17 protein-coding genes are annotated in these 24,597 nt (G+C 48.1%); 10 read left to right on the plus strand and 7 right to left on the minus strand.

Annotation, left to right across the window (positions count from 1 at the left end):
• Positions 1-30: 30 nt before the first annotated feature.
• The 5 genes from B3Z75_RS12390 to thiM all read right to left on the minus strand — a co-directional run bounded on the left by B3Z75_RS12390 (position 31) and on the right by thiM (position 3,932).
• Entirely contained in the window at positions 31-819 is a 789-nt protein-coding gene (locus B3Z75_RS12390; protein ID WP_294072135.1) for an SDR family oxidoreductase, read from the minus strand.
• Positions 820-953: 134 nt separating this feature from the next.
• Positions 954-1,766 carry a bifunctional hydroxymethylpyrimidine kinase/phosphomethylpyrimidine kinase gene (gene thiD, locus B3Z75_RS12395; protein WP_286922823.1) on the minus strand — a complete coding sequence of 271 codons (813 nt, stop codon included), beginning with the start codon at positions 1,764-1,766 and terminating at the stop codon, positions 954-956.
• Positions 1,767-1,778: 12 nt separating this feature from the next.
• Positions 1,779-2,438, minus strand: coding sequence for a thiaminase II (gene tenA / locus B3Z75_RS12400; RefSeq protein ID WP_294072142.1), 660 nt, complete (start codon positions 2,436-2,438; stop codon positions 1,779-1,781).
• Between the two features lie 46 nt (positions 2,439-2,484).
• Positions 2,485-3,141 carry a thiamine phosphate synthase gene (gene thiE / locus B3Z75_RS12405; RefSeq protein WP_294072145.1) on the minus strand — a complete coding sequence of 219 codons (657 nt, stop codon included), beginning with the start codon at positions 3,139-3,141 and terminating at the stop codon, positions 2,485-2,487.
• Positions 3,138-3,932: a hydroxyethylthiazole kinase gene (gene thiM, locus B3Z75_RS12410; RefSeq protein ID WP_294072147.1), complete on the minus strand. Its 795-nt coding sequence runs from the start codon at positions 3,930-3,932 to the stop codon at positions 3,138-3,140. The genes thiE and thiM overlap by 4 nt, the downstream gene beginning before the upstream one ends.
• Positions 3,933-4,464: 532 nt before the next feature.
• Between thiM and metG the strand changes: the two genes are divergently transcribed.
• The 4 genes from metG (at position 4,465) to B3Z75_RS12430 (ending at position 10,543) form a co-directional block, all read left to right on the plus strand.
• Positions 4,465-6,513, plus strand: a complete 2,049-nt coding sequence (gene metG, locus B3Z75_RS12415) for a methionine--tRNA ligase (RefSeq protein WP_294072210.1) — start codon at positions 4,465-4,467, stop codon at positions 6,511-6,513.
• Between the two features lie 98 nt (positions 6,514-6,611).
• Positions 6,612-7,151, plus strand: a complete 540-nt coding sequence (locus tag B3Z75_RS12420) for a hypothetical protein (protein ID WP_294072149.1) — start codon at positions 6,612-6,614, stop codon at positions 7,149-7,151.
• Positions 7,152-7,370: 219 nt separating this feature from the next.
• A complete protein-coding gene (locus B3Z75_RS12425) occupies positions 7,371-9,863 on the plus strand; it encodes a YfhO family protein (RefSeq protein ID WP_294072213.1) in 2,493 nt (830 codons plus the stop codon).
• A 2-nt stretch (positions 9,864-9,865) separates the two neighbouring features.
• Positions 9,866-10,543, plus strand: coding sequence for an outer membrane beta-barrel protein (locus B3Z75_RS12430; protein ID WP_294072152.1), 678 nt, complete (start codon positions 9,866-9,868; stop codon positions 10,541-10,543).
• Positions 10,544-10,563: 20 nt separating this feature from the next.
• On the opposite strand, the gene B3Z75_RS12435 is transcribed toward B3Z75_RS12430, so the two are convergent.
• Positions 10,564-13,479: a PD-(D/E)XK nuclease family protein gene (locus B3Z75_RS12435; protein ID WP_294072154.1), complete on the minus strand. Its 2,916-nt coding sequence runs from the start codon at positions 13,477-13,479 to the stop codon at positions 10,564-10,566.
• Positions 13,480-13,624: 145 nt separating this feature from the next.
• On the opposite strand from B3Z75_RS12435, the gene B3Z75_RS12440 reads away from it, so the two are divergent.
• The 4 genes from B3Z75_RS12440 (at position 13,625) to B3Z75_RS12455 (ending at position 20,857) form a co-directional block, all read left to right on the plus strand.
• Complete coding sequence (locus tag B3Z75_RS12440; protein ID WP_294072156.1) at positions 13,625-14,182, plus strand: RNA polymerase sigma factor; 558 nt, start codon at positions 13,625-13,627, stop codon at positions 14,180-14,182.
• Between the two features lie 121 nt (positions 14,183-14,303).
• On the plus strand, positions 14,304-15,491 hold the full coding sequence (locus B3Z75_RS12445) for a FecR family protein (protein ID WP_294072158.1): 1,188 nt from the start codon (positions 14,304-14,306) through the stop codon (positions 15,489-15,491).
• Positions 15,492-15,614: 123 nt separating this feature from the next.
• Positions 15,615-19,109: a TonB-dependent receptor gene (locus B3Z75_RS12450; protein WP_294072160.1), complete on the plus strand. Its 3,495-nt coding sequence runs from the start codon at positions 15,615-15,617 to the stop codon at positions 19,107-19,109.
• Between the two features lie 14 nt (positions 19,110-19,123).
• Complete coding sequence (locus B3Z75_RS12455; RefSeq protein WP_294072163.1) at positions 19,124-20,857, plus strand: RagB/SusD family nutrient uptake outer membrane protein; 1,734 nt, start codon at positions 19,124-19,126, stop codon at positions 20,855-20,857.
• Between the two features lie 122 nt (positions 20,858-20,979).
• Here B3Z75_RS12455 and gdhA read toward each other — a convergent pair whose 3' ends face one another.
• On the minus strand, positions 20,980-22,317 hold the full coding sequence (gene gdhA, locus B3Z75_RS12460) for an NADP-specific glutamate dehydrogenase (RefSeq protein WP_294072165.1): 1,338 nt from the start codon (positions 22,315-22,317) through the stop codon (positions 20,980-20,982).
• Between the two features lie 354 nt (positions 22,318-22,671).
• Here gdhA and trmB point away from each other — a divergent pair, with 354 nt between their 5' ends.
• Positions 22,672-23,424, plus strand: coding sequence for a tRNA (guanosine(46)-N7)-methyltransferase TrmB (gene trmB / locus B3Z75_RS12465; protein ID WP_294072167.1), 753 nt, complete (start codon positions 22,672-22,674; stop codon positions 23,422-23,424).
• Between the two features lie 34 nt (positions 23,425-23,458).
• Positions 23,459-24,568 carry an Mrp/NBP35 family ATP-binding protein gene (locus tag B3Z75_RS12470; RefSeq protein WP_294072169.1) on the plus strand — a complete coding sequence of 370 codons (1,110 nt, stop codon included), beginning with the start codon at positions 23,459-23,461 and terminating at the stop codon, positions 24,566-24,568.
• The last annotated feature ends 29 nt before the right edge of the window (positions 24,569-24,597 follow it).

Here is a 24,597-nt window from a genome sequence, read left to right on the forward strand (position 1 = left end):
TGTATACAATGAGCGAAACAGTCAACTAATTTAAAGTAACCCGCTGAGCAGGCCGCCGTCGATCTGGATCGTGGTGCCGTTCACGGAGCGCGCCTGGTCCGAGCAGAGGTAAGCCACCATGTTGCCCAGCTCCTGCGGATCCATGTAGCGCTTGTGCGGAAAAGCCTCAATTGCTTTCTGCTCATACTCATCCACAGAAATACCTTCGACTTCGGAGCGTACCTTCATCAGTTGTGTCACCCTGTCGGTTCGGAAATAACCCGGTGCCACATTGTTGATGGTAATTCCTTTTGCAATTAGCTCCTTGCTGATGGTTCTGGCATAACTGGCTACTGCAGTACGGAATATATTCGAAAGTACCATATTGGGTGCCGGTTCTTTTACGGTCACCGAGGTGATATTGACAATCCTGCCCCACCCTTTCTTTTCCATGTAAGGCAAACAAAGCCGGATCATCCGGATATTATATTTCAGTACCGCGTTGTAGGCGTCATCCAGATCCTCCTCAAAGATCTCGCGGAATGTCCCCGGTTTGGGACCACCCGAGTTATTTATTAGGATATCCACTCCTCCGAAACGGGCTACTGTCTCCCGCACGATGCGTACATTATCATCCGCACTGGCCATATCTGCTGTCAGCGCGAGGGTTTGCACTCCCAGTGCTTCTATCCCCCGCTGCGTCTCATGCAATGTATCTTCTCCTCTTGCACACAATACGATATTTACGCCTTCACCGGCCAGTGCCAGCGCACACGCCCTGCCCAGCCCCTTGCTGCTTCCACCGATAATGGCGGTTCTTCCCTGTAAGTTATAATTCATACCAACTCTTTTATCTGAAAACAACAGGATCTCCTGTCTTGCTGCATATTTTGCAGTATTTGCTTCAGTATAACACTCCGGCGGGCAGGATGTTTTTGTACTTTATTACAAAGTAGAAATACATATGCCAACTATTATTTCCAGAAATCAAAGAAGTGATGTACCGGGCCATGCCCCTTTCCTGTTTCATATTCAGCTCCCTTGAGGATCGCATTGTTGATATATGTTTTGGCGTTTCTTACCGCCTCATCAAGAAGAAGGCCATGGGCCAGAAAGGCAGCAATGGCCGATGAAAGCGTGCATCCCGTACCGTGGGTATTTCGAGTGTCTATCCGCTTTGAAGGGAGTGTCGTCACCTCATCGGTCTCGGCATTGTAAAACAGATCGGTCAGCACCTCCTCATCCAAATGTCCGGCCTTGAGATATACTGATACCGAACGCCCAAAAGAGAGCTCCTTCACGACTGCCTGCAAATCTTCCTGACGTTGAATCGTTCTGCCTGACAAGATCTCTGCTTCCGGTATGTTGGGGGTGATCACGCGAACATAGGGAATCAGTTCTGTCATCAAGGTGTTTATCGCCTCATCCTGCAGTAATTTATCACCTGAGGTGGCCACCATCACGGGATCAAGTACAATATTTGCTATGTCATATGGCAGCAGGGCATCTCTCACGGCAATGATCAACTCGGAGGAGTGAAGCATCCCAATCTTTACTGCATCGGCACCAATATCATCCAGCACCGATCTGATCTGACTTGCAACAAACGCTTCGGGTACCGGATGCACACCGGTTACACCCACCGTATTTTCATCGACGACTGCTGTAATTGCGGTGGTTCCATAACAACCGCATGCAGAGAAAGTTTTCAGGTCTGCCTGAATACCGGCGCCACCACTGGGATCGCTACCAGCAATTGACAATGCTGTTATATACTTTTTCTTCATGATTTTCTTCTTTTAAATATTCCATTGTTCCTGTTTGTATGCACTGTCCCAAAACATCCATTCCAGCTTCGAACAGGTCACAAAGGCTTTTGTCATGGCTATCTGTTGCTCCGTGGTACACTTTTCTGCCACCTCATCGCATATGGAAATGGCCAATGCATTTGACTTTTCGAACTCTTCGCCTCCGTACGTATCTATCCAACTCTGGTAAGGATTGTTCTGCGTGGTTTGATTCGCGAGGATATGATCTCCCACCTTCTTATAGATCCAGAAACAAGGCAAGACGGCTCCCAGCATCGTCTCCAGGGATGCACTGCTTATTTGTCTCAAAAGATACGAAGTATATAACAGACAGGTGGGCGACGGTTCAATTTCATCATCCGGCTTTAATTTCAATTCATTGACAAACAGCCGGTGCAAATTGCGTTCAACCGTCATTGTCCCACCCGCAAAATGCAGGAATGCATCTGCGTAACAGGAATGATCGAACCTGGAGGCAATGGCAGCCAACACCTTTCGATAATCTGATAAGTAGAGGGTATCCTGACGGATATAAAAAATAAATTTCTCGCGTGGAAGCGTACCCTGCATCAGCTCTTTTATAAAGGGCGATGCAATTATCTCGTTGTATACGGGTTGGATCGTCGACCAGGCTTTTTTACTCCAGTTCATATGCTTCTTTTTAAGTGCATGATTCCTCTTGAGATTCTTTCTATGACTAAACCATGCGATTATTACCATATTTTTTCGATTGATTCACCGTTTTAATCAGTTCCGACGCGGCGAGGCGGGGATCGGGAGCCGACATGATTGCCGAAACCACGGAGATGCCGGCAGCACCGGCAGCAATGACAGCCCGCGCATTCCATATATTAATTCCGCCGATGGCCACACAGGGACACCTGGCAATGGAAGTAATGTCACGAACTCCCTCAAGACCCAACGCAGGTGCTGTATCGCTTTTGGTAGACGTACTGAACACCGGAGATATCCCGATGTAGTCTATATCTTCCCGGTTGGCTTCCATGACATTCGTCATATTCTCTACCGACAGGCCGATGATTTTATTCTTTCCCAATATTTTACGGGCTATACCACAGGGAAGGTCCGACTGTCCCAAATGCAACCCGTCGGCATCGCAGGCCAGCGCGATATCAAGCCGATCATTGATGATAAGGGGAACACGCCAGGGCGTCAGAAACCTCTTCAACCGTACCGCCACCCGGTAAAACTCTCGGGAAGAACATTGCTTCTCACGGAGTTGCACCATGGTAACACCACCACGCACGGCTTCTCCGACAATATGTTCCAAGTCTCTCCCACCCGACAAGGAGCGATCGGTTACCAGGTATAAGCTTATATCAAAATCGGTCATAACTTAATATTCTTTTTTATCTCATCTTCTCCGAGATTGAAGAGCACGTCCAGAAAGTTCATCTGCAGGCTGCCGTTTCCTTTCGACATCAAGGCGGCTATTTCTCCCGTTATTCCCATGATATACATACCGTGTGTTGCAGCCTCCAGGTAATCGCGGTTAATTGCGGCAAAAGTGGCAACAATAGCAGTTGCGGTGCAGCCCATGCCGGTAACTCTGCTCATCATCGGGTTCCCGTTATCTACGGTCTCCACCCTGTTCCCGTCGGTAATATAATCCCTCGCTCCACTGACGACGACCACGGCACCCGACTGCAGGGCCAGGGCTTTGGCAGCTTCAAGGGCCGCGTCGGAAGAGTGTACACTGTCGACGCCCTTGGTGCACGCATTCCTGTCATCCAGAGCCATGATCTCCGAAGCATTGCCTCTGATGATGGATGGCTTGCATACCTCAATGATTTCCCTGCTTATCTCTGACCGGTAAGGAGTGGCACCGGCACCCACGGGATCGAATATCACGGGGACAGAATTTTCCAAAGCTGTCTTACCTGCAATAAGCATTGACTCTACCCATGCAGCCTCAAGCGTACCAATATTGATTACCAGCGAGGAGGCAATTGCTGCCATCGCTGCCACCTCATCGGAAGAATGAGCCATCACGGGTGAAGCTCCCACCGCTAAAATTGCATTGGCCGTGTTGTTCATTACCACAAAGTTGGTTATATTATGAATCAACGGAGATTTTTTTCTTACGAGATGCAGATCTCTGATAATCTTTTCAATTTGGATCATTGTTTTGTTGTTTAAAATGAGACTATCCTTTGCCATGGCATAACTCAAAGAAGTTTGGTTCTACCCGCCCGGCTTAACAGAATAATTGATTTATAGATGTCACGTAATACTTGTATATCAATATTTTTTCAAAAAAAAACCGCTTCGTGGAGAACGAAACGGCATAAAATGCAAGAATTTGCAATCCATTGATATACCATGTAAATTCCGTTTTCCTACGATGTCAATTACAACATATCAGGTTCAAGGGTATGATCTCAGCTCTTTTAAAAAGAACACCCCTAACAGCAATGTTGCGAATATAGGCAATAATTTATTGTAAAAGAAATTCAGGAGAAAAAATCAGGGTGAGTTCGTTAAAACAGGTGCCGGATCAGGACTCCTCATGCATTTTTCAGCCTACATAGCATAAATTACCTGAACCCACGAATCGCGTTTATATGTAGATTATTGCGGTAATAATGCAATAAAAAGAGCTATTTTTCGTACCTTTGCACCCTATAACAAGAGCAATTCTTTATTTCTTGTTGCAATTCATATGTCAAAAAAATTCAAACGCACACTGATCACATCCGCGCTGCCCTACGCCAATGGGCCGGTGCATATCGGACACCTGGCAGGAGTATATGTTCCTGCCGATATTTACGCCCGCTATCTGCGGCTGAAAGGCGAAGAGGTTCTCTTTATCGGTGGCTCCGATGAACACGGTATTCCCATCACCATCAAAGCCCGCAAAGAAGGCGTCACACCCCAGGATATTGTAGACCGCTATCACGGACTGATAAAAAAATCGTTCGCAGAGTTTGGAATCACCTTCGATATCTATTCCCGCACCACATCGGATATACACCGGGAAACAGCCTCCGATTTTTTCCGCACCCTGTACGATAAGGGAGAATTCAGGGAGCAGGAAAGCGAGCAGTATTACGACGAAGAAGCCGGTCAATTTCTGGCGGACCGCTACATCACCGGCACCTGCCCGCACTGCGGCAACGAAAATGCCTATGGCGACCAGTGCGAACAGTGCGGCACCTCACTTAGTCCCAACGACCTGATCAACCCAAAGTCTACCCTCAGCGGCAGCGCTCCGGTGATGCGGACCACAAAACACTGGTACCTACCCCTCGACAAGCACGAGGCATGGCTACGTGAATGGATCCTGGAGGATCACAAAGAGTGGAAGACAAATGTCTACGGGCAGTGCAAGTCGTGGCTCGACCTGGGTTTGCAGCCGCGTGCTGTAAGCCGCGACCTCGACTGGGGTGTACCTGTGCCTGTGGAGGGTGCTGAGGGGAAGGTGCTTTACGTGTGGTTTGACGCACCCATCGGTTACATTTCAAATACCAAGGAATTGCTTCCGAACGACTGGGAAAGGTGGTGGAAGGAGGAAGAAACCAAGCTGGTGCATTTCATCGGGAAGGACAACATTGTTTTTCACTGCATCGTTTTTCCGGCGATGCTAAAGGCCGAAGGTTCATACATCCTGCCCGAAAACGTACCGGCCAATGAGTTTCTGAACCTGGAAGGAGACAAAATATCCACTTCCCGCAACTGGGCAGTATGGCTGCACGAGTACCTGGAGGAGTTTCCCGGAAAACAGGATGTCCTTCGCTATGTGCTTACTGCCAACGCTCCCGAAACCAAAGACAACGATTTTACCTGGAAAGATTTTCAGGCACGCAACAACAACGAACTGGTGGCTGTTCTTGGCAACTTTGTGAACCGGGCACTGGTGCTTACCCAAAAATATTTCGACAACAAAGTCCCTGCTCCGGGCGAACTGACTCAATATGACCGTGACACCATCGCAGAGGCAAAACTGATAAAGCAGGCTGTTGAGCAACAGCTGGAAAATTACCACTTTCGGGAGGCGCAGAAGGAGGCAATGAACCTGGCACGTATCGGCAACAAGTACCTGGCCGACACGGAGCCGTGGAAAACGGCCAAAACAGATATGGAACGGACAGCAACCATCCTCAACATAGCGTTGCAGATTACCGCCAATCTGGCCATCGTCATTGAACCGTTCTTACCTTTCACTGCTGAAAAACTTTTGTCTTTCCTTCGCAGCGGTCATTTGAGCTGGAATCAACTTGGTGATTTCAATCTTCTTCCCGCAGGGCATCTGCTGGAGAAACCGCATCTTTTGTTTGAAAAAATTGAAGACGAGGTAGTTGAAAAGCAGATTCAAAAGCTACACGACACTAAGATTGCCAATGAGGCGAGTGAACAGAAGGCAAAACCGATAAAGGGAACCGTTCAGTTTGATGCGTTCGAGAAACTGGATATTCGCGTAGGCACCGTACTGGAATGCGAGAAGGTACCCAAGGCGGACAAGCTGCTACGTTTTCTGCTTGACGACGGGCTGCAGAAGCGCACTATTCTTTCCGGAATAGCCGCATATTACCCTAACCCGCAAGAACTCGTAGGCAGACAGGTTTGCTTTGTTGCGAACCTCGAACCGCGGAAAATGAGGGGAATACTTTCGGAGGGGATGATCCTTTCGGCGGAAGATGTCGATGGATCGCTTGCCCTGGTGACTCCCACGAAAACGGTAAACCCGGGGAGTCCTGTGGTGTAATTTAGTTAATTTAACTCCGTCATGGTAACTTTTCAGGAACAGATGCATCTATAGAGATAGTAACTCGATGAAGTAAAAACCTCATAAATGATGAACGTATGAAGAAACAAACACTTTTAATTGCTGCCATGCTGGTCAGCCTCACTGCCTTTTCGCAGAAGACACATCGCGTGATGGGTTGGAAGGTATCCAGAGATCTTCCGCAAAATGAAATCAAACTGAACCTCGGAACCACCATTTTCGGGCTATACCCCGAAATCTCATACGAAAGGATACTCAGCGAAGATTTCAGTCTGGGTGCAGCATTGGGAGCAAGTCTGAGTGAAGACGAATATCCTCTATATTTCGGATTAATGCCCTATGCGCGTTGGTTTTTTGGTGGTAGTGCAAGTAATCTCCAGAAATATGGCGCCGGGTTCTTTATTGAAGCCAACGGAGCCCTGTTATCTCAAAAAGAGTATTTGGACGGTGCCGCAAGCCCGACATCCGAGATTGGTGCCGGATTGGGACTGGCCCTGGGATGGAAATACCTCACACGCAATCACTGGATAGGCGAACTCTATTTCGGTGGCGGACGCGATTTTGTCAACGACGGTGGTTATCTCCGGCTTGGTGTCACCATCGGAAAAAGATTCTGAAGGAACCTGCGGGTGCTGACATCATCACGGGAACTCTCAAACGTGCGACAATCACGTTTGAGAGTTCCCGTTTTTAATCTGCCCCCCCGCAGGAGGGAAACGGAAAGAAAGTAGACTGTCCTGTGCCTTCTCCTCATTTATTTGCCTTATTTCCGGGAATAAAATGTAAATTTGCGGATTAATCAGCAGACAACAAAACCAATGGACAAAAACAGCGAAATCAAAAAGCTCCTTCCCGACCTGATCGTCGTAGTAGCGTTTATCATCATCTCATTCATCTATTTTGCACCGGCAGTCATGGAGGGTCGTATGATTGCCCAGCATGACTCTCTGGCAGCCATCGGACAGGGACAGGAACAACGCGATTACATGGAGCGGCACGACGGGAAGCGCAGCCGCTGGAATATCTCCATGTTCAGCGGCATGCCTTCTTACCAGATGAGTCCCACCTACGACTCCTCCAAGCCGCAGGATCTGGCGAAAAAAGTCTATTCCCTGTTTTTGCCAAACTATGTCTATCTGGTGTTCATCATGCTACTGGGCTTCTATATCCTGATGCGCTCAATGAAGGCCTCCCCGCTTCTGAGTGCGCTGGGAGCAGTTATCTGGGCATTTTCGTCCTACTTCTTCATCCTGATCGCAGCGGGGCACATCTGGAAATTCATTACCCTGGCCTATATCCCGCCTACGATAGCGGGATTGATCTATATCTACCGGAAAAAATTTCTGGCGGGAGGACTGCTCTTCATGATCTTCGTGGCATTCCAGATTTCGGCCAACCACCTTCAAATGACCTATTACTTTCTGTTTGTCATGCTCTTTATCGTGATCGCTTTCTTGGCGGAAGCAATCCGGACCAGGCAGCTTCCTGATTTTTTAAAATCATCGGCGGTGGTGCTTGTGGCCGGACTCATCGGGGTGGCCGCAAATGCCAGCAACCTCTACCACACCTATGAATATTCGAAAGAGACCATGCGCGGCAAGTCGGAGTTGACGCATCATGAAGCAGAAAATAAAACCGGCGACGGTCTGGAACGCGACTATATCACTGCCTGGAGTTACGGCATAGGGGAAACATGGACGTTGCTGGTGCCCAACACAAAGGGGGGTGCTTCCGTTCCGATCTCCGAAAATGAGCGGGCGATGCGCAAAGCGCGACCCGAGTACAACCAGCTCTACCAGCAGATTGGCCAATATTGGGGAGAGCAACCGGGGACCTCGGGCCCCGTCTACGTTGGTGCTTTTGTGCTGACTCTGTTTGTATTGGGGCTCTTCATCGTGAAAGGGCCCATTAAATGGGCACTGCTTGCGGGTACCATTTTTTCGATCTTGCTTTCGTGGGGAAAAAACTTCATGCCACTGACCGATTTTTTTATCGACTACGTGCCCATGTACAACAAATTCAGGGCTGTATCCTCTATCCTTGTGTTGGCGGAATTCTGTATCCCCCTGCTTGCGGTACTGGCCCTGAAAGAGATTGTCAGTAAACCCGAGCAGTTCCGAAACAACAGGAAACCACTCTATATCAGTCTCGGAGTCACAGCCGGCATTGCGCTGCTGTTCGCCATCGCTCCTAAACTGTTCTTTTCTTCGTTTATTTCATCTTCTGAGATGACAGCGTTGCAATCCCTGCCACCCGAACATATTCAGGCCGTGATGGGCAACCTGACCGAAATGCGGGTATCACTATTTACGGCTGATGCATGGCGAAGCTTCTTCATCATCGCCATTGGTGCTTCGCTGGTATGGTTCTTTTTGAAGAAAAAGATAAAGGCAGAATGGATGATTGCCGGTATTTTGTTACTGAGCCTTGCAGATATGTGGAATGTAAACAAACGGTATCTGAATGATGCCGACTTTGTACCGGAGAACAATCCACAGCAACTATTCACAAAGTCGCCAACCGATGAAGTAATCCTGCAGGATACCACCAAATACTACCGGGTGCTGAACATGGCCACCAGCACCTTCAATGATGGCATCACACCTTATTGGCACAAGGTCATCGGTGGGTATCATGCCGCAAAACTGCGTCGCTACCAGGATCTGATTGACGTGCACCTCACTGGCGAGATGACCAAGCTCCAGCAGGATATCATCCGTACGCAAGGCACGATGGATTCAGTGGACGCAAGCCGGTTTAAGGTGTTGAACATGCTCAATGCCAAATGGATTATTATGCCGGCACAGGGAGGTGGCACCATTCCCGTGGAAAACAGGCATGCCATGGGCAATGCCTGGTTTGTGGATAACCTCCGGTATGCAGAAAGTGCGGACGAAGAGATTGAAGTATTGGGTGCCATCGATCCGGGAAAAGAGGCTGTGGCCGATAAAAAATATGAACCCGTCTTGTCGGGGTTCCGACCTTCTCCGGCCGATTCGGCTTCGATCATATACCTCACGGACTACGATTCCGATTTTGTGACGTACACCGCGGATGCAAAAAAAGAGGAGCTGGCTGTTTTTTCCGAAGTCTATTATCCCAGGGGGTGGCACATCACCATCGACGGGCAGCCGGCGGAGATGATCCGCGCAAATTATACACTGCGTGCCCTTCCTGTACCTGCAGGAAAACATACGATTGAATTCAGGTTCGATCCACAGAGCATCAAAGTGACCGATGGAATAGCATACGCAGCATTGCTTATCATGCTACTCACCGCGCTTACCATCATTTTAAAAGCGTTAAGAACAAATAAAAACCAAAAATAACTATGCATTCAAAAATTGTGACGCTTATCCTGGCAATATCCCTTTTATCAGGATCAGTCTCTGCTCAACAAAATGTTCACGTTGAGCCCTCTCCATGGGCGTTTTCATGGGGTGCAGGAATGGGTACCATGATTCCTGCAGGTAGCCTGGGTAATAATTTTAAGACAGGGTTTGCAGTCGATACAGAGCTCAATATCTATTACAACAAAATGTTTTTCATGATTAACGGTGGATTCTCTTCCAACACACTTCTCCGGAATATCCCCGTCGAGATGGTCAACGACGAGTCTACCTGGCCGAAAGGTTCCAATGCCCTGCACGCCTTTATCGGCGGCAACATCGGAATAAACATCCTCGAAGCGGACAATATCAGTTTTTATCCTTTTACAGGCATCGGGTACGGTTTTATTGAGCCAAACTTGAAGACGGCCAATTCCGATCCGGTTCTTTCCGCACTAAAAATAAACTCTCTGGTATGGAATGCCGGATTTGGGGTGGACTACAATTTCCCGGATAAAGATTATGATCCGACCGGGATAAACAGGATCCTGAAAGTGGGTTTACGCTATCAGTTTCAAAAGCCCGATTATGAAGGTGACGTGGCAGGGTTTGGTGGCTCCACGCACTGGTTCACACTCCGTTTTGTGATAGGGTCCTCCATGCCGGGAAGAGTAATTTAATTGTCAGGCCCTTACAGTATTCACCTGTTGCAGAGACTTTTAAAGGCACACCATTCACAGTTTTTCGAGTTAGGTGTTTGGATAAATGGAACTGCAGGATCAAAAATCTCTTTCAATAAACTACGGAACATTTCGCTGAACTCTTCCATATAGACCGAAATATCATCGATGGGATGCTTACCGAAAAAGATAGATGGATTAAAATCTTTGAAAACCGAGCGCAAATAATAAACTGCCGGCGTAATGCGCACACCGGGATTTTCTAGAAGATAGAATAATCCATACACAAATACCTGCAGAATCTGATAGGGGCGGTTATTTTTTGACGAATCGAACAGGTCGGTTATTTCCCGAAAGGAAGTAGGACCGGCACCTGTTTTGTAATCCACAATCCGTACCAATTCCCCTACCCTGTCAATGCGGTCGATACTTCCTTTAAAATTTACGTTCAGCCGTTCATCGGCACGGTATATTGTGCGGAACCTGTACTCCGAGCCAATGTACCGGAAGGGGGTAAACTGCTTGTCAACTACCAATGTTTGCTTCACATAACTGCGCAAAATCTCCCCGATAAGGTAATGCTGTCCTTGTAGAGGACGTGGATTTCCATCATCTTTAAAGTAGTACCGCGCAAATGCTTCCTCCAGGATCTCTGTCAGATAAGCCTCATCTTTGGCGACGGCTGCCAGGACGTCGGGCGTCACGATTTTTTCTTTGTAACGGTTGTAGATGATTTCCATCAACCGGTGAAAAATGGATCCGAACACATCTGCCTCCACCGACTCCTGTACCTCCGTCTCTTCCGAGAGGCCTTCCACCGCCGTGAAATAGAACTTCAGGGGACAGTCGATGTAATTGTTGATAAGCGAAGCCGATAAATACTTCTCGTTTCCGGCGAGAAAACCACTCAGCTTACGCATCACCTCCTTCCTCTTTGTCACCAGTACAGGCGCAACTTCGGGAGCAGAAACATCGTAGGTAACCATCCGCTCCGAAATATCAAAGGAATGGTGATACAGGTATTTCAACTGATAAAAATACCGGCTCACCTCGCCGGTCTGCATCTCCTCGGCGCGTGTATCGTATAACATGAACACTCGTTTGGCGCGACTGATCATCCGGTAAAAATGATACGCATAGGTACTGTCCTGATGCTCATGGGTGGGCAATCCGAACCCCTTCCTCAGCGTATAGGGAATAAACGAGTTAGAAGGGTTTCTCAGCGGAAACACCCCTTCGTTCATGGAGAGAATGATCAGATTTTCGAAATCGATGGTACGTGTTTCCAAAACGCCCATCACTTGCAAACCCGAAAGAGGCTCACCACTGAACGACACGCTGATGCTGTGTGCCAGCTTTTTCAAGAGGCTGAACCAGGTTTCCACCGTCATGTTTCCTGCCCCTTGAAGACGGTCCTGGAGCCGGGTTACCGTCTTGTAGTACTGCACGATAAACTCCCGCTCCAGATCGGCAGAGTGTATGTTCCCTCCGGGGTTTTCTGCGTCCTGTCTTCCGGCATTGTCTTTTTCTCCGGCCGGCTTTCCTTCCTTCTTCTCTGCTGTGAGTGTCTGATATACATAGGCAAAGATGTGATGCAGATAATCGCCGGCCTCCTGCCAGCCGGATAGGGGGTAGAAGATCAGCGACAGCAGGGGATGTCCGGGTATTTCCGACAGAGGCACCACAATACGGTTATAGGTGAGTATGTGCTCTTTCAGCGATTCTGCCTCTGCAGTTGCGCTCCTGTACACAAGCGGGTGATCGAGCAGCGCTTTAACGTAGCGGTGATAAAAGGCCGTCTCTCCATTCCAGGAGCGCAGATTCTGCTGCAAAAGGGCAATATGCTCCACCAGGCTGGCAATGGACGCATGGGAGAGTCCATAGCCCATGGTCACGTTGATCTTTCCGATCTCCGTAGGTACGGAATAAAGAACGGGCAGCAGCAAGCTTTCGTCGGGCAGCACAATGGCGGTGTTGATGGCCTCGCCCGGATCGGGAATAGCCTTCGATTCAACAAGCCGGGAAAGGATGTGAGTCACGTGCTTAGCCTGACCTGCGCCGGAAGGCACACCGATAACTTCAATGGCCGTTTTCTCCGTTTTTTCGTCCGAGCCGGGCAACCTATATAATGACGGGAAACAAGCGTGATTTTCCTGCACGCGGAACGATGCCCGGTTTTGTGGATCCCGTACAAAGGGAGAGTCGTAATCCCAGTAAAAATCGGCCATACCCTGTTTTTTCAGATGTTCCATCAGCATCTTTTCAGCAGGAGTAAGCGCATTCAGACCCACAAATACAAAACGTCCGGTCTGCCACTCTCTATCTTCCCCGTCCCTCGTCCGTTCCGCCACCTCACGGAACATCATCCCTTCGTAGGCACGTCCCTTTTCGTGTAATTCGCCCCGAAATGAGGCATAGAGTCCGGATAATATCTTCCAGGTCTCCTGAAACTTTTGTTTGGCCTCGCTACCTTCAGCCGGCATGAAGTTTGTCCAAAAGCGACGCACAGCATCTACCTGATCTTCAGAAAGATGAGCAAGGTCATCATCCAGAGACCTGAAATCGTGCACGTTGCGAAACAGCTGCTCGGCATCAACCAGATACTTGTCCACATCGTCAAAGTCGTTCAGCAGCATCTCACCCCAGTATAAGAAATCGTCGAACGACTCTTTCGATCCGCTGATCTTGCCGAAATGGTTGTACAGCATCACCAGCATCTCTATCCTGTCTGCAGGCTGATAAGACGATAGTGACGCAAAAAGCTCCTGGATGGTGAGCACAGCAGGGGAAAAAAGAGGTTTACCGGCAATCTCCGCGAGATATTTCTGCAGAAAGATCCCTGCACGCCGGTTGGGAAGCACAAACGTGTACCGGTAAAGTTGGTTACCGCACTGTTCATAAAACAGTTTTGCTACTTTATAAAGGAATGGGGTCATGTGTTGCAACAAAAATAGAATTAAAATTGCTTTGGTACAAATGTATGGAAAAATAGCCTACGGACATATTTTTTATTTTTTCAAATAAATTTTACTTTTCATTTATTTTTTATTTATTTGCATATTTATCAGCTTGTAAGGCCGAATGTCCGTAATTCAATTTGAAAATATCACGACCATCTACAAAAACCACCTGGATGCTCTCTATGCCTATGCACTCCATATGGGTTTTGATGAACAGACTGCCATGGATGCAATTCACGATGTCTTTTACAAGCTCTGTATCCGCCACACTGATTTCGACGATAAGTCTAACCTGCGATTTTATCTGTTCAGGGCGCTCAGAAACAGGTTAATCGATATACATCGATCTTATAGGGAAATTCCCGGGCTGGAAGCAGACAAATATGAAACAGAGGAGTTTCCCTCCTTTCAGTTAAAGATAACCATTGAGGATGAAATCATCCTGCAAGAAGACAAGGAAGAAATCCGCAAAAAAATTGAACAGGTGCTGGATCGACTGACCAACCGGCAGCGGGAGATAATTTATTTACGATACATTCACGAATACCGTTATGAAGAGATCGCTGAGATCATGCAGATCTCGGTGGAGTCGAGCAGGAACTTGCTTAGCCGGACGATCACCCGCCTTAGGAATTCACAGCTACCACTATGGGTTATCCTGGCATTCATTCAACAATAAACGTTAAAAAAACACACTGAATGAAAGATTTTCACATATAGTGATGATGTCTTTCCAAATTCATCGTTTATTAAGTATAGAGTTTTTAGCAAATCTGTTTTTTTAATTTTCACAACTCTTTATGATCGATAAAAATACCGAGAGAAAACATATACAGTATTTGAAGGATGAAAAATTCATTAAATGGATGCTTTATCCTACGGAAGAACTGATCAGCTATTGGCAGCATTTCACAGAAAAACATCCCGAGGAAAACATTCATCTGTTGAAAGCAAAAGAGCTTTTCAGGCGAATTAACCTCTCCACGTATACGCTTTCGGAAGAGAAGAAGCAGAAAGCGGTAGAGCAGCTGGTGGAGTCGTTACAGGCCTATCACCGAAAAAGAAAAATGCTGAAACTTTTCGTAACGGTTGCCTCTACAGCTGCTTCCATTCTGCTGCTATTTCTTTTCCTGCACGACAGGTACCGGGAATATGACAGCCACCCCGACATTCCAAAAGACTATTATGTAGGGAGCGAGCTGGAATCGAAAGAAATCCTTCTTTTTACCGGTGATCAGACAACCACTTTCGCGGAAAACATCGATGTCTCCATCAGGAACGATCAGTGCATTCAGGTAAAAAAAGAGAACAGCAGTGATACAGATGAGATTACCACCGATCGAAGTAGCATCAACCGTTTGGTTGTGCCACATGGGAAACGATCCAAGGTGCTACTTCCCGACGGCACTCAGATATGGCTAAATGCCGGTTCTACACTTATATTCCCATCCTACTTCGAAAAAAAATCTCGAGAGGTTAAGCTCCTTGGAGAGATGTATGCAAATGTGGCCCATGATCCGGAGAGACCTTTTCTGGTGAAGACGGCATACCTCGATGTAAAAGTTCACGGAACAGGATTCAACCTTTCAGCATATCAGGATGTTTCTCCCTGGATCGTACTTGTGGAGGGAAGCGTAGAGATAAAATCAGACAAAGGCAAGGAGATGAAACTAGTGCCCAATGAAAGGGTAGTGCGCAATGAAAATGGATCACTGGAAAGAAGCAGGGTAAATGTAAGCAGCTATGTAAGCTGGAAAGATGGATATCTCACATACCATGAGACTCCCATCTCAGAGGTTCTAAGGCAGATTGAGCGTTATTACAACCTATCATTTAATCTTGACGACCATGTATCCCTGCAGGGGATGACCTGCAGCGGGAAGATCATCCTCTCGGATAACCTTGACAACGTGTTGACTGCGTTAACGCTCATTTCTGACACGCGTTATCATCGGGAGAACAAATCAATCTACATTTATAGAAAGTGAAACTCAAAAGAATATGCCTATGGAAAAGAAAAATTGAATAAAAGAAGCCGAACGTTAGTGCAAATATCGTCCGGCATAAATTCTAATTACCGTGTATATCAATAATTAAAACTAAACAAAGATATGAACAAAAATTCTATTGCAGGCGAGCGCCATGTCAATAATCTTAAACGTACGTTTAAAATCATGAAAGCGTCTCTAATTATGCTATTATTTAGCATTCTTTACATACAGGCATCGACCGGTTACGCTCAGGAAACCGAGTTGACACTTGACCTGAAATCCACTACTATCCGGAAGGTTTTCGAAGAGATTGAACAGAAAAGTGACTTCCGGTTTATCTTGGCAGGTAATGCAGCGGAAATTGCCAATAAACGGGTTAACCTAACTGTGGAAGCAAAAAAAATCGATGAGATTCTTGACAAGGTTTTATCAGGTACAACCCTCACATACAAAATTTTGGATAGCCAGATCGTTGTCTATCGGGATGCTGCAAAAAACAGTGCATACTCGGATGCTGCTACAAAAGCTATTGCCGGGATAGAGCAGCAAAAAAGAGAAATCAGGGGCCGGATTACCACCGCTAATGGAGAGACCGTGATCGGTGCCAACATTATTGAGTTAGGAACCAACAACGGCACCATCTCCGACAGTAACGGTAATTTCGTGCTGCAGGTAGGAGAGGATGCTGTGATCCATATATCCTACATCGGTTTTCTGGAACAGGACTTCAATACCCGTGGAAGAAGCTTCTTTGAGGTTGTGTTACTTGAAGACACACAAGCTCTTGAAGACCTGGTAGTAGTGGGTTATGGTGTGCAGAAAAAAAAGCTGGTTACCGGTGCCAACGTGTCGGTAGGCAGTGAGACACTCCAGAGCCAGCATTCTGTCAACGCCCTGGAGGCAATGCAGGCCTATGCCCCGGGGGTGAACATTACCCAGGCGTCAGGTATGCCGGGAGAGGGATTCCAGGTGAACATCCGCGGACTCGGGACCATTGGCAACTCAGCTCCTTTGTATGTAATCGACGGTGTTGCCGGCGGGGATATCAACACGCTGAACACATCTGATATTGAGAGCATCGATGTGTTGAAAGATGCCGCCTCTGCAGCAATTTATGGAGCCCGTGCAGCGAACGGTGTAATACTGGTTACCACCAAAAGCGGACGCAAGGGGCGCATCGAGGTTGCCTACGACGGATACTACGGGGTACAGAACGTAGCCAAGATGCCCGACTTGCTGAATGCCAAGCAATATATGGAGATCTATAACGAGGAACGGGTAGTATCAGGAAAAAATGCACTGGACTTTGCATCCTTGATTCCCGGACTCTATCAGCAAATCATGAGCGATAAATGGGAGGGTACCGACTGGATGGAGGAGATTCGTAATAAAAATGCACCCATCCAGAATCATGCCCTTAATCTTTCAGGGGGCTCGGACCAGTCGCTATTCTCCATGGGATTCTCCTATACATCGCAGGAAGGTATCCTCGGCAAGCCGGTAGAACCACACAATGACCGGTACACCCTACGCCTGAACAGTGACCATGTGATATACAGGAAGAACGGCCTGGATATGATCAAGTTGGGTGAGACCTTCAATTACAGCTATCGCCAGCGTTCAGGGATTGCCATAGGAGGCATGTACTGGAATGACATCCGCAACATGCTGACCGGCAGCCCGCTTGTTCCTGCCTATAACGATAAGGGAGAATTTTATGCCCGGGAAGATGTGAAAGCATCCGGACTGGAAGCGCTTTCATCACGTATTTACAACCCACTGGCTCAAATGGCGCTCAACAGAGGGATGAATGAAACACAGAATTACAATATCAACAGCAATGCTTACCTGGAAATACAGCCGATAAAGGATATGATCCTGAGAAGCAGCTTCGGCTACCGTATGTTTGCCGACGCCTACAGAAGCTATCAGCCTGCCTATGACCTGGCAGGAGATGCAACACTGAGTCCCGGCCGTATCACCCAATCGGGCGGTAGCGGATACGCCTGGACTCTTGACAACACACTCAACTACAGGTTCAGCATGGACGATCACAAATTCGACATCCTAATGGGGCAGTCGCTTGAAAAATGGGGATATGGAATGAACATGTCGGCTACCAATGCCAACCCCACATTTGTCGGATTCCAACATGGCTACCTGGATAATACCGATGGTCTCACCTCAGGGGTCACCAGCGTCTCGGGCGGACCGCATGCACAAGGTGCTCTCGCCTCATTTTTCGGGAGAGTCAACTATGACTTCCGGGAGAAGTATATGCTGACGCTGGTGATGCGAGCCGATGGGTCCTCCAACTTTGCAAAAGGGAACCGCTGGGGATATTTCCCCTCCATCTCTGCCGGATGGGTGCTCACTGAAGAGGATTTTCTGGCTGACAACGATGTGATGAACTTCCTGAAACTGCGCATCAGCTGGGGACAGAACGGCAATGCCGAAATAGATCCTTTCCAGTACATGAGCCTGATTGCGTTCAACCCCCAAAACAACTACCGGTTCGGGAGTGACCGCAACAAGATGCAGCTGGGCGGTTATCCGGCCATTCTCCCCAACCCCGATGTGGCATGGGAAACCTCAGAACAGCTCAATATCGGATTTGATGCCTACTTCCTCAATTCAAGACTGCAGACCTCGTTCGACTATTATATCAAAACAACCAGAGACTGGCTGTTGCGTCAGCCTGTAGCCGATATCCAAGGACCTCAGGGTGCTTTCGTCAACGCGGGTGACATCGAAAACAAGGGATTTGAGCTGGGCTTGAAGTGGAACGACAACGTCGGTGATTTCACCTATGGAGCACACATCAATCTCTCACGTAACGAAAACAAGGTGACACGCATGGGCGATAACAGCGGTTTCATTGAGAGCAATCCCAACATCATCTCACAGGGGACAGAGCCTGTATGGCGTGTGCAGGTGGGTTACCCGGTTGGCTACTTCTATGGCTACAAGACCGAGGGTGTCTTCCAGAATGCACAGCAGATCAGCAGTTGGACCAGAGGATTCCTGCAGAGTGACCCGCAGCCGGGTGATCTGATCTTTTCCGACACCAACGGTGATAACGAGGTGAATCCTGAAGACAAAACTCTGATTGGCAATCCTCATCCCAAATTCCGTACCGGATTCGGCATCAATCTTGGGTACAAAGGCTTTGACTTCTCCGTTACCGGTAAAGGCGCCTTTGGTCATCAGATCCTGAAGTCTTACCGCTCCTTTGCCGACAATGAGTTCCATAACTACACCACCGAGATCCTGGGCCGCTGGACAGGAGAAGGCACTTCCAACAAATTGCCCCGCCTGACCGCCGGTAACGGCATCAACCGCATGAGTGTCTCTGACCTCTATATCGAAGACGGTGATTTTGTGAGAATCCAGGATATCACACTGGGATATGACTTTAAAAATCTTTTGCCAAAAATGCCATTCAGCCAAGCACGACTCTATGTTACCGGCCGCAATCTGTGGACGTTCACAGGATACTCAGGCATGGATCCTGAAGTGGGTTACGGCGATGAGCAGCCGTTTGTCTCGGGCATTGATCTAGGCTTCTACCCCGCCCCATCGAGTATACTTGTAGGAGTAAACCTGAAATTTTAAATACATTGATGATTATGAAAAAAATAATATATATTACCATATTTGCATTGATACTTGCCAGTTGTGACGATTTTCTGACTTTTGCCCCCCTTACTGACAAAACATCTGCCAACTTTCCTAGTACTACCGAAGAGGTGAAGCAGATGATGGCCGGTATCTATACCACCATGAACAACGAACATCAGCTCACCGATATGAGTTACCTCTTCGTCTGTGAGGTAGCCAGTGACGAAAAGCTAGGCGGTGGTGGCGTAAATGACGTGAAAGCACAGGCTTACGAAGCTTTCATGTATTCCGATCCGGACATGCTCAGCCACAACTGGGAAACCACCTATGAAGGAATTCACCGTGCCAATTTTGCCATCGAAAAACTGGATGCATTGGCAGAGGACATCATGGCGGTGGAAGAGAAAAATCAGTACAAGGGTGAAGCTCACTTTCTGAGAGCATTTTTCTATTATCGTCTGGCCACCCTCTATGGAAGTGTACCCCTGAAGATTACCACTGAACCTGCTAATCTTGGTGGTGCTACCGCCGAAGAGATCTTTGGCCAGATCGCTTCCGACCTAAAGGCGGCGGTGAACCTGCTTCCCAACAAGGCTTATACCAACACCGAAGAGGGACGTGTCACCCGTTGGGCAGCACAGGCGATGATGGCAAGAGCCTGGTTGTTCTATACCGGTTTTTATCAGAAAGGAGATCTACCCCTGGCAGAAGGCGGCAGCGTAACCAAACAGGAGGTAACCGGCATGCTGGACGATTGTATACGCAACAGCGGACATACCTTGGTGGGGGATTATCACGAACTATGGCCATACACCAACTCGCTCACCATCCAGGACTATCCCTATATCCAAAATTACATGACCAAGACGGGTAAGACACTGAAATATGCCAGTGACAACGGTGCACGCAACCCTGAGACTCTCTTCGCACTGCATTTCTCCAATTTTGCAGACTGGGATGTCCGCAGGGGTTATGCCAACCAATACCAGCTCTACTTCGCCCTGCGTGGTTTACAGCCCCTATCCAGAACCTATCCATTCGCCGGCGGATGGGGCCAGGCTAACTCCATTCCAAAAGCTGTCGTGGACCAGTGGCTGGCAGATGAGCCCGAGGATCCCAGACTATGGGCTTCGGTGCTGGACATTGCAGCCGAACTACCCAATTATGCGAAAGGACAGTGGGACTTTGTGATGGAGAGCAACTACTGGGGAAAGAAATACAATGGCATCTCAGCCCGTGAGGGGAACAAATACTACAATGATTACAGCGTGATCATGTATGGAAACAAAGACAATCAGCAGCTCTCGCATGGCGACGACCTGATCTTCATCCGCTTTGCTGATGTGCTGTTGATGATGGCTGAGCTGAGTGAAGATGCAGAATACATGAACCGTGTGCGTCATCGTGCAGGTCTTGAAGACAAGCCCTATTCACTGGAAAACATTCAAAAAGAACGTCGCTACGAACTGGCTTTTGAAGGTCTCCGATGGAATGACATGCGCCGCTGGGGCGCAGCCTATGCCAAAGCTGCACTGGAATCACAGATTGGTGCTCCGATTTACAACTTTGGCAAGGCTGCTGAATACAAAGGCCTCAATCCTAAGGGATACAGTGCCCGTTATGAGGAGACAAAAGGTTTCTTCCCGATTCCACAGTCACAGATCAACCTTTCAAACGGTATGCTGGAACAGGTAGAGGGATATCGTGATGGACAGGGGCTCTACCCCGGTTTCAGCAACTAAAAAAATAATGGTCTCCTCTTTTAGAGGAAACCATTATTTCATTCGCTGTTTTGTATGAGGCTGTCTCATGTCATATTATGAGACGGCCTTTACAAGATGACTTTTTCTACCAAAAACATCCATTAGACGATGCCCTGCGCCATCATGGCATCGGCCACTTTCATGAAGCCGGCAATATTGGCCCCCTTCACGTAATTGATGTATTCATCATTCCGTCCGTGCGCGACACACTGCTCGTGAATGTCGTTCATGATCTGGTGCAACCACTTGTCAACCTCCTCGTTGCTCCACGAGATGTGCATGGCATTCTGGGTCATCTCCAATCCGGAACAGGCCACACCACCGGCATTCACCGCTTTCCCGGGAGCAAAGAGCATCTCGTTTTCTATGAAGAAGTCCACAGCATCTGAGGTACAACCCATATTGGAAACCTCGGCTACCAGAATCACCCCGTTTTTCTTCAATGTTTTGGCATCTTCCAGATTCAGTTCGTTCTGGATAGCACAAGGCAAAGCGATGTCCACCTTGCATTCCCAGGGTTTCTTTCCGGGAAAGAATCTGGATCGGGGAAATTTATCGGCATAGGGAGCCACCACATCATTGCCCGAATTGCGGAGTTCCAGCATAAAGGCTATCTTTTCGGGCGTATTTATGCCATCTTCATCATATATGTATCCATCGGGTCCGGAGATTGCCACGACTTTGGCACCCAGCTCGGTGGCTTTAGTGACCGCACCCCATGCAACGTTTCCAAAGCCGGAGACAGCAACGGTTTTTCCTCTTAGCATGATATGGTACTCGTCACACATCTTCTGTACGAAATAGAGCGCACCGAAGCCGGTGGCCTCGGGACGGAGGCGTGAGCCTCCAAATGTGAGTCCTTTCCCGGTGAAGGTGCCAGTATGTTCGCGGGCAAGCTTCTTGTACATGCCAAACATGTAACCCACTTCGCGGCCCCCCACACCGATATCGCCGGCCGGAACATCGGTATCGGGACCAATGTTGCGCCAAAGCTCCACAACGAAAGCCTGGCAGAAACGCATAATCTCTGCCTGGGAACGGCCTTTCGGCGCAAAATCAGATCCGCCTTTGGCTCCCCCCATGGGAAGTGTTGTGAGTGCGTTTTTAAAAGTCTGCTCGAAACCCAGAAACTTCAGGGAAGAAAGTGTGACGGATGGATGGAAACGAATACCCCCTTTATAAGGGCCAATGGCGCCGTTGAACTGTACGCGATAGCCGATGTTTACCTGTACTTTTCCGTTATCATCCACCCAGGGAACACGAAAGGTAAAGATACGGTCCGGTTCGACAATACGTTCAATAATGCCCGCTTTCTCAAATTCAGGATGCTGGTTATACACGTCTTCAATGGAAATAAGTACTTCTCTCACTGCCTGAAGATATTCCGACTCGCCGGGATGTTTCGCCTCCAGTCGTGTCATAATGTCATTCACTTTCATATCAATAAGGTTTTTATAATGTGTAGTTAGGCAAAGATATAGAATAAATTGAAATATTGACATTATTTTGTTTTTTTTGCAAAAAAAGAGTTGTTTTTGAAGCTAAAATTCACCCATTTCACTCTCTTCTTTTTAGCAAGGACAACAGAGCTTACAAAAGAAACCTGAAAATCGATTACGCGGGCTGCATTTTTATCCCGGCTCCGGCAAACGTGAACCACGAAAAGTTTCGGATTTTACCGTTTAAATGCCTATTTTTGTAGCAGGGTTCCGGATGTTGCCTAAGGCAAAACCGAAAGAATTCCCGGCGGATACTCCGTGTCAAGAAACAAAGTTATTTCGAATCATTATCTCATGGCAAAAAACAAACTGGCCAAATTTGCCGATATGGCAACCTATGACAACGTGTTTCAATACTCCTTTGACACATTGAGACAGGAAGGTTTCCCCTTAAAGGGAAAGTGGCATTCCTATTTCCGGAACGATCACCCCATCGTACTGGAGCTGGGATGCGGCAAAGGGGAATATACGGTAGGCATGGCGCGTAAGTTTCCCGGAAAAAACTTTATCGGGATCGACATCAAGGGTGCCCGCATGTGGAAAGGAGCCACACAGGCCCTGGAGGAGAAGCTCGACAACGCTGCCTTTGTCCGTACAAACATTGATTTCATCTGTTACTTTTTTGCTGAAAACGAAGTGTCGGAAATATGGATTACTTTCCCCGATCCGCAAATGAAGAAAGTAAACAAGCGGCTCACGAGTACCCATTTTATGAAAAAATACAGCCAGATTATCCACAACGATGGCATCATCCACCTGAAGACGGACAGTAATTTTTTATTCACCTACACCAGGGCAATGATTGAGGAGAACAAGCTTGATGTTCTTTTTGAAACAGACGACCTCTATCACTCGGACCTACAAGATGATATTCTCGAAATCCAGACTTTCTATGAACAACAATGGCGCGAACGAGGTTTATCTATCAAGTTTATCCAATTTGTCTGTCCCAAAGAACGGGAATGGGTAGAACCAGAGATTGAAATAGAAAAGGACGACTATCGCAGCTTTGGCAGAAATGCAAGAATACAGGAGCCAAAAGACTGACAACCAAAAACTGAGAGCTGAAAACTAAAATATTATGGCAATATATCCCCAGTTAATAATCGACGCACTGAAAAATGTGCGCTACCCTGGAACGGGACAGGACATTGTTTCTGCCGGCATGGTCGCCGACAATATACGCATTGATGGCATGAAAGTGAGCTTCTCGCTCATCACCGAAAAAGTCAACGACCCCTTCATCAAATCGGTGGTAAAAATGGCCGAACAGGCCATTCTCACATATGCCGACAATGATATCGACATCAAAGGAAACATTTCCGTGCAATCCAGACAGGCTCCCCGCCCTGCCCTGCCCGACCTTCTACCCGGAGTTAAGAACATCATCGCTGTTGCTTCCGGAAAGGGAGGCGTTGGGAAAAGCACTGTCTGTACTAACCTTGCCGTGGCATTAGCCCAAAAAGGATATAAAGTGGGTCTGCTGGATGCCGATATTTTCGGCCCCTCGGTACCGAAGATGTTCGACGTGGAAGATCAGGGGCCGACGATGGAACATATTGAAGGGCGCGACATGATGGTCCCCATCGAAAATTATGGGGTGAAGATGCTCTCCATCGGCTTTTTCGTCAACAAATCGGATGCAGTCGTCTGGCGCGGCGCCATGGCCAGCAACGCCCTGAAGCAGCTTATCGGAGATGCCTATTGGGGTGAGCTCGATTATTTCCTCATCGACTTTCCCCCCGGCACAAGCGATATCCATCTCACGCTGGTGCAGACGCTGCCCATCACCGGAGCTGTGATCGTGAGCACCCCCCAGGAGGTGGCACTGGCCGACGCACGAAAGGGCATCAGCATGTTCACAGCCGACAAGGTAAATGTGCCTATTCTGGGGCTGGTGGAAAACATGGCCTGGTTCACACCTGCCGAGCTGCCGGAGAACAGGTATTATATTTTCGGAAAAGAAGGATGCAAGAGGTTGGCCGAAGAACAGGGATTTGCTCTGCTGGGCCAGATACCCATCGTACAAAGCATCCGGGAAGGAGGCGACGACGGACGGCCTGTAGCGCTGAATGCCGACAGCATTACCGGGATGGCCTTCTCGGCACTTGCCGACAGCCTGGTGGTGGCTGTCGACAAACGCAACCGGGAGCTTCCGGGTACAAAAGTTGTAGAGGTTACCCAGAAATAGCCTCCGAAGGGAGATAACAACAACACGCT

Origin of the sequence: Proteiniphilum sp. UBA1028, assembly GCF_002316955.1 — a bacterium.
Classification (GTDB): domain Bacteria; phylum Bacteroidota; class Bacteroidia; order Bacteroidales; family Dysgonomonadaceae; genus Proteiniphilum.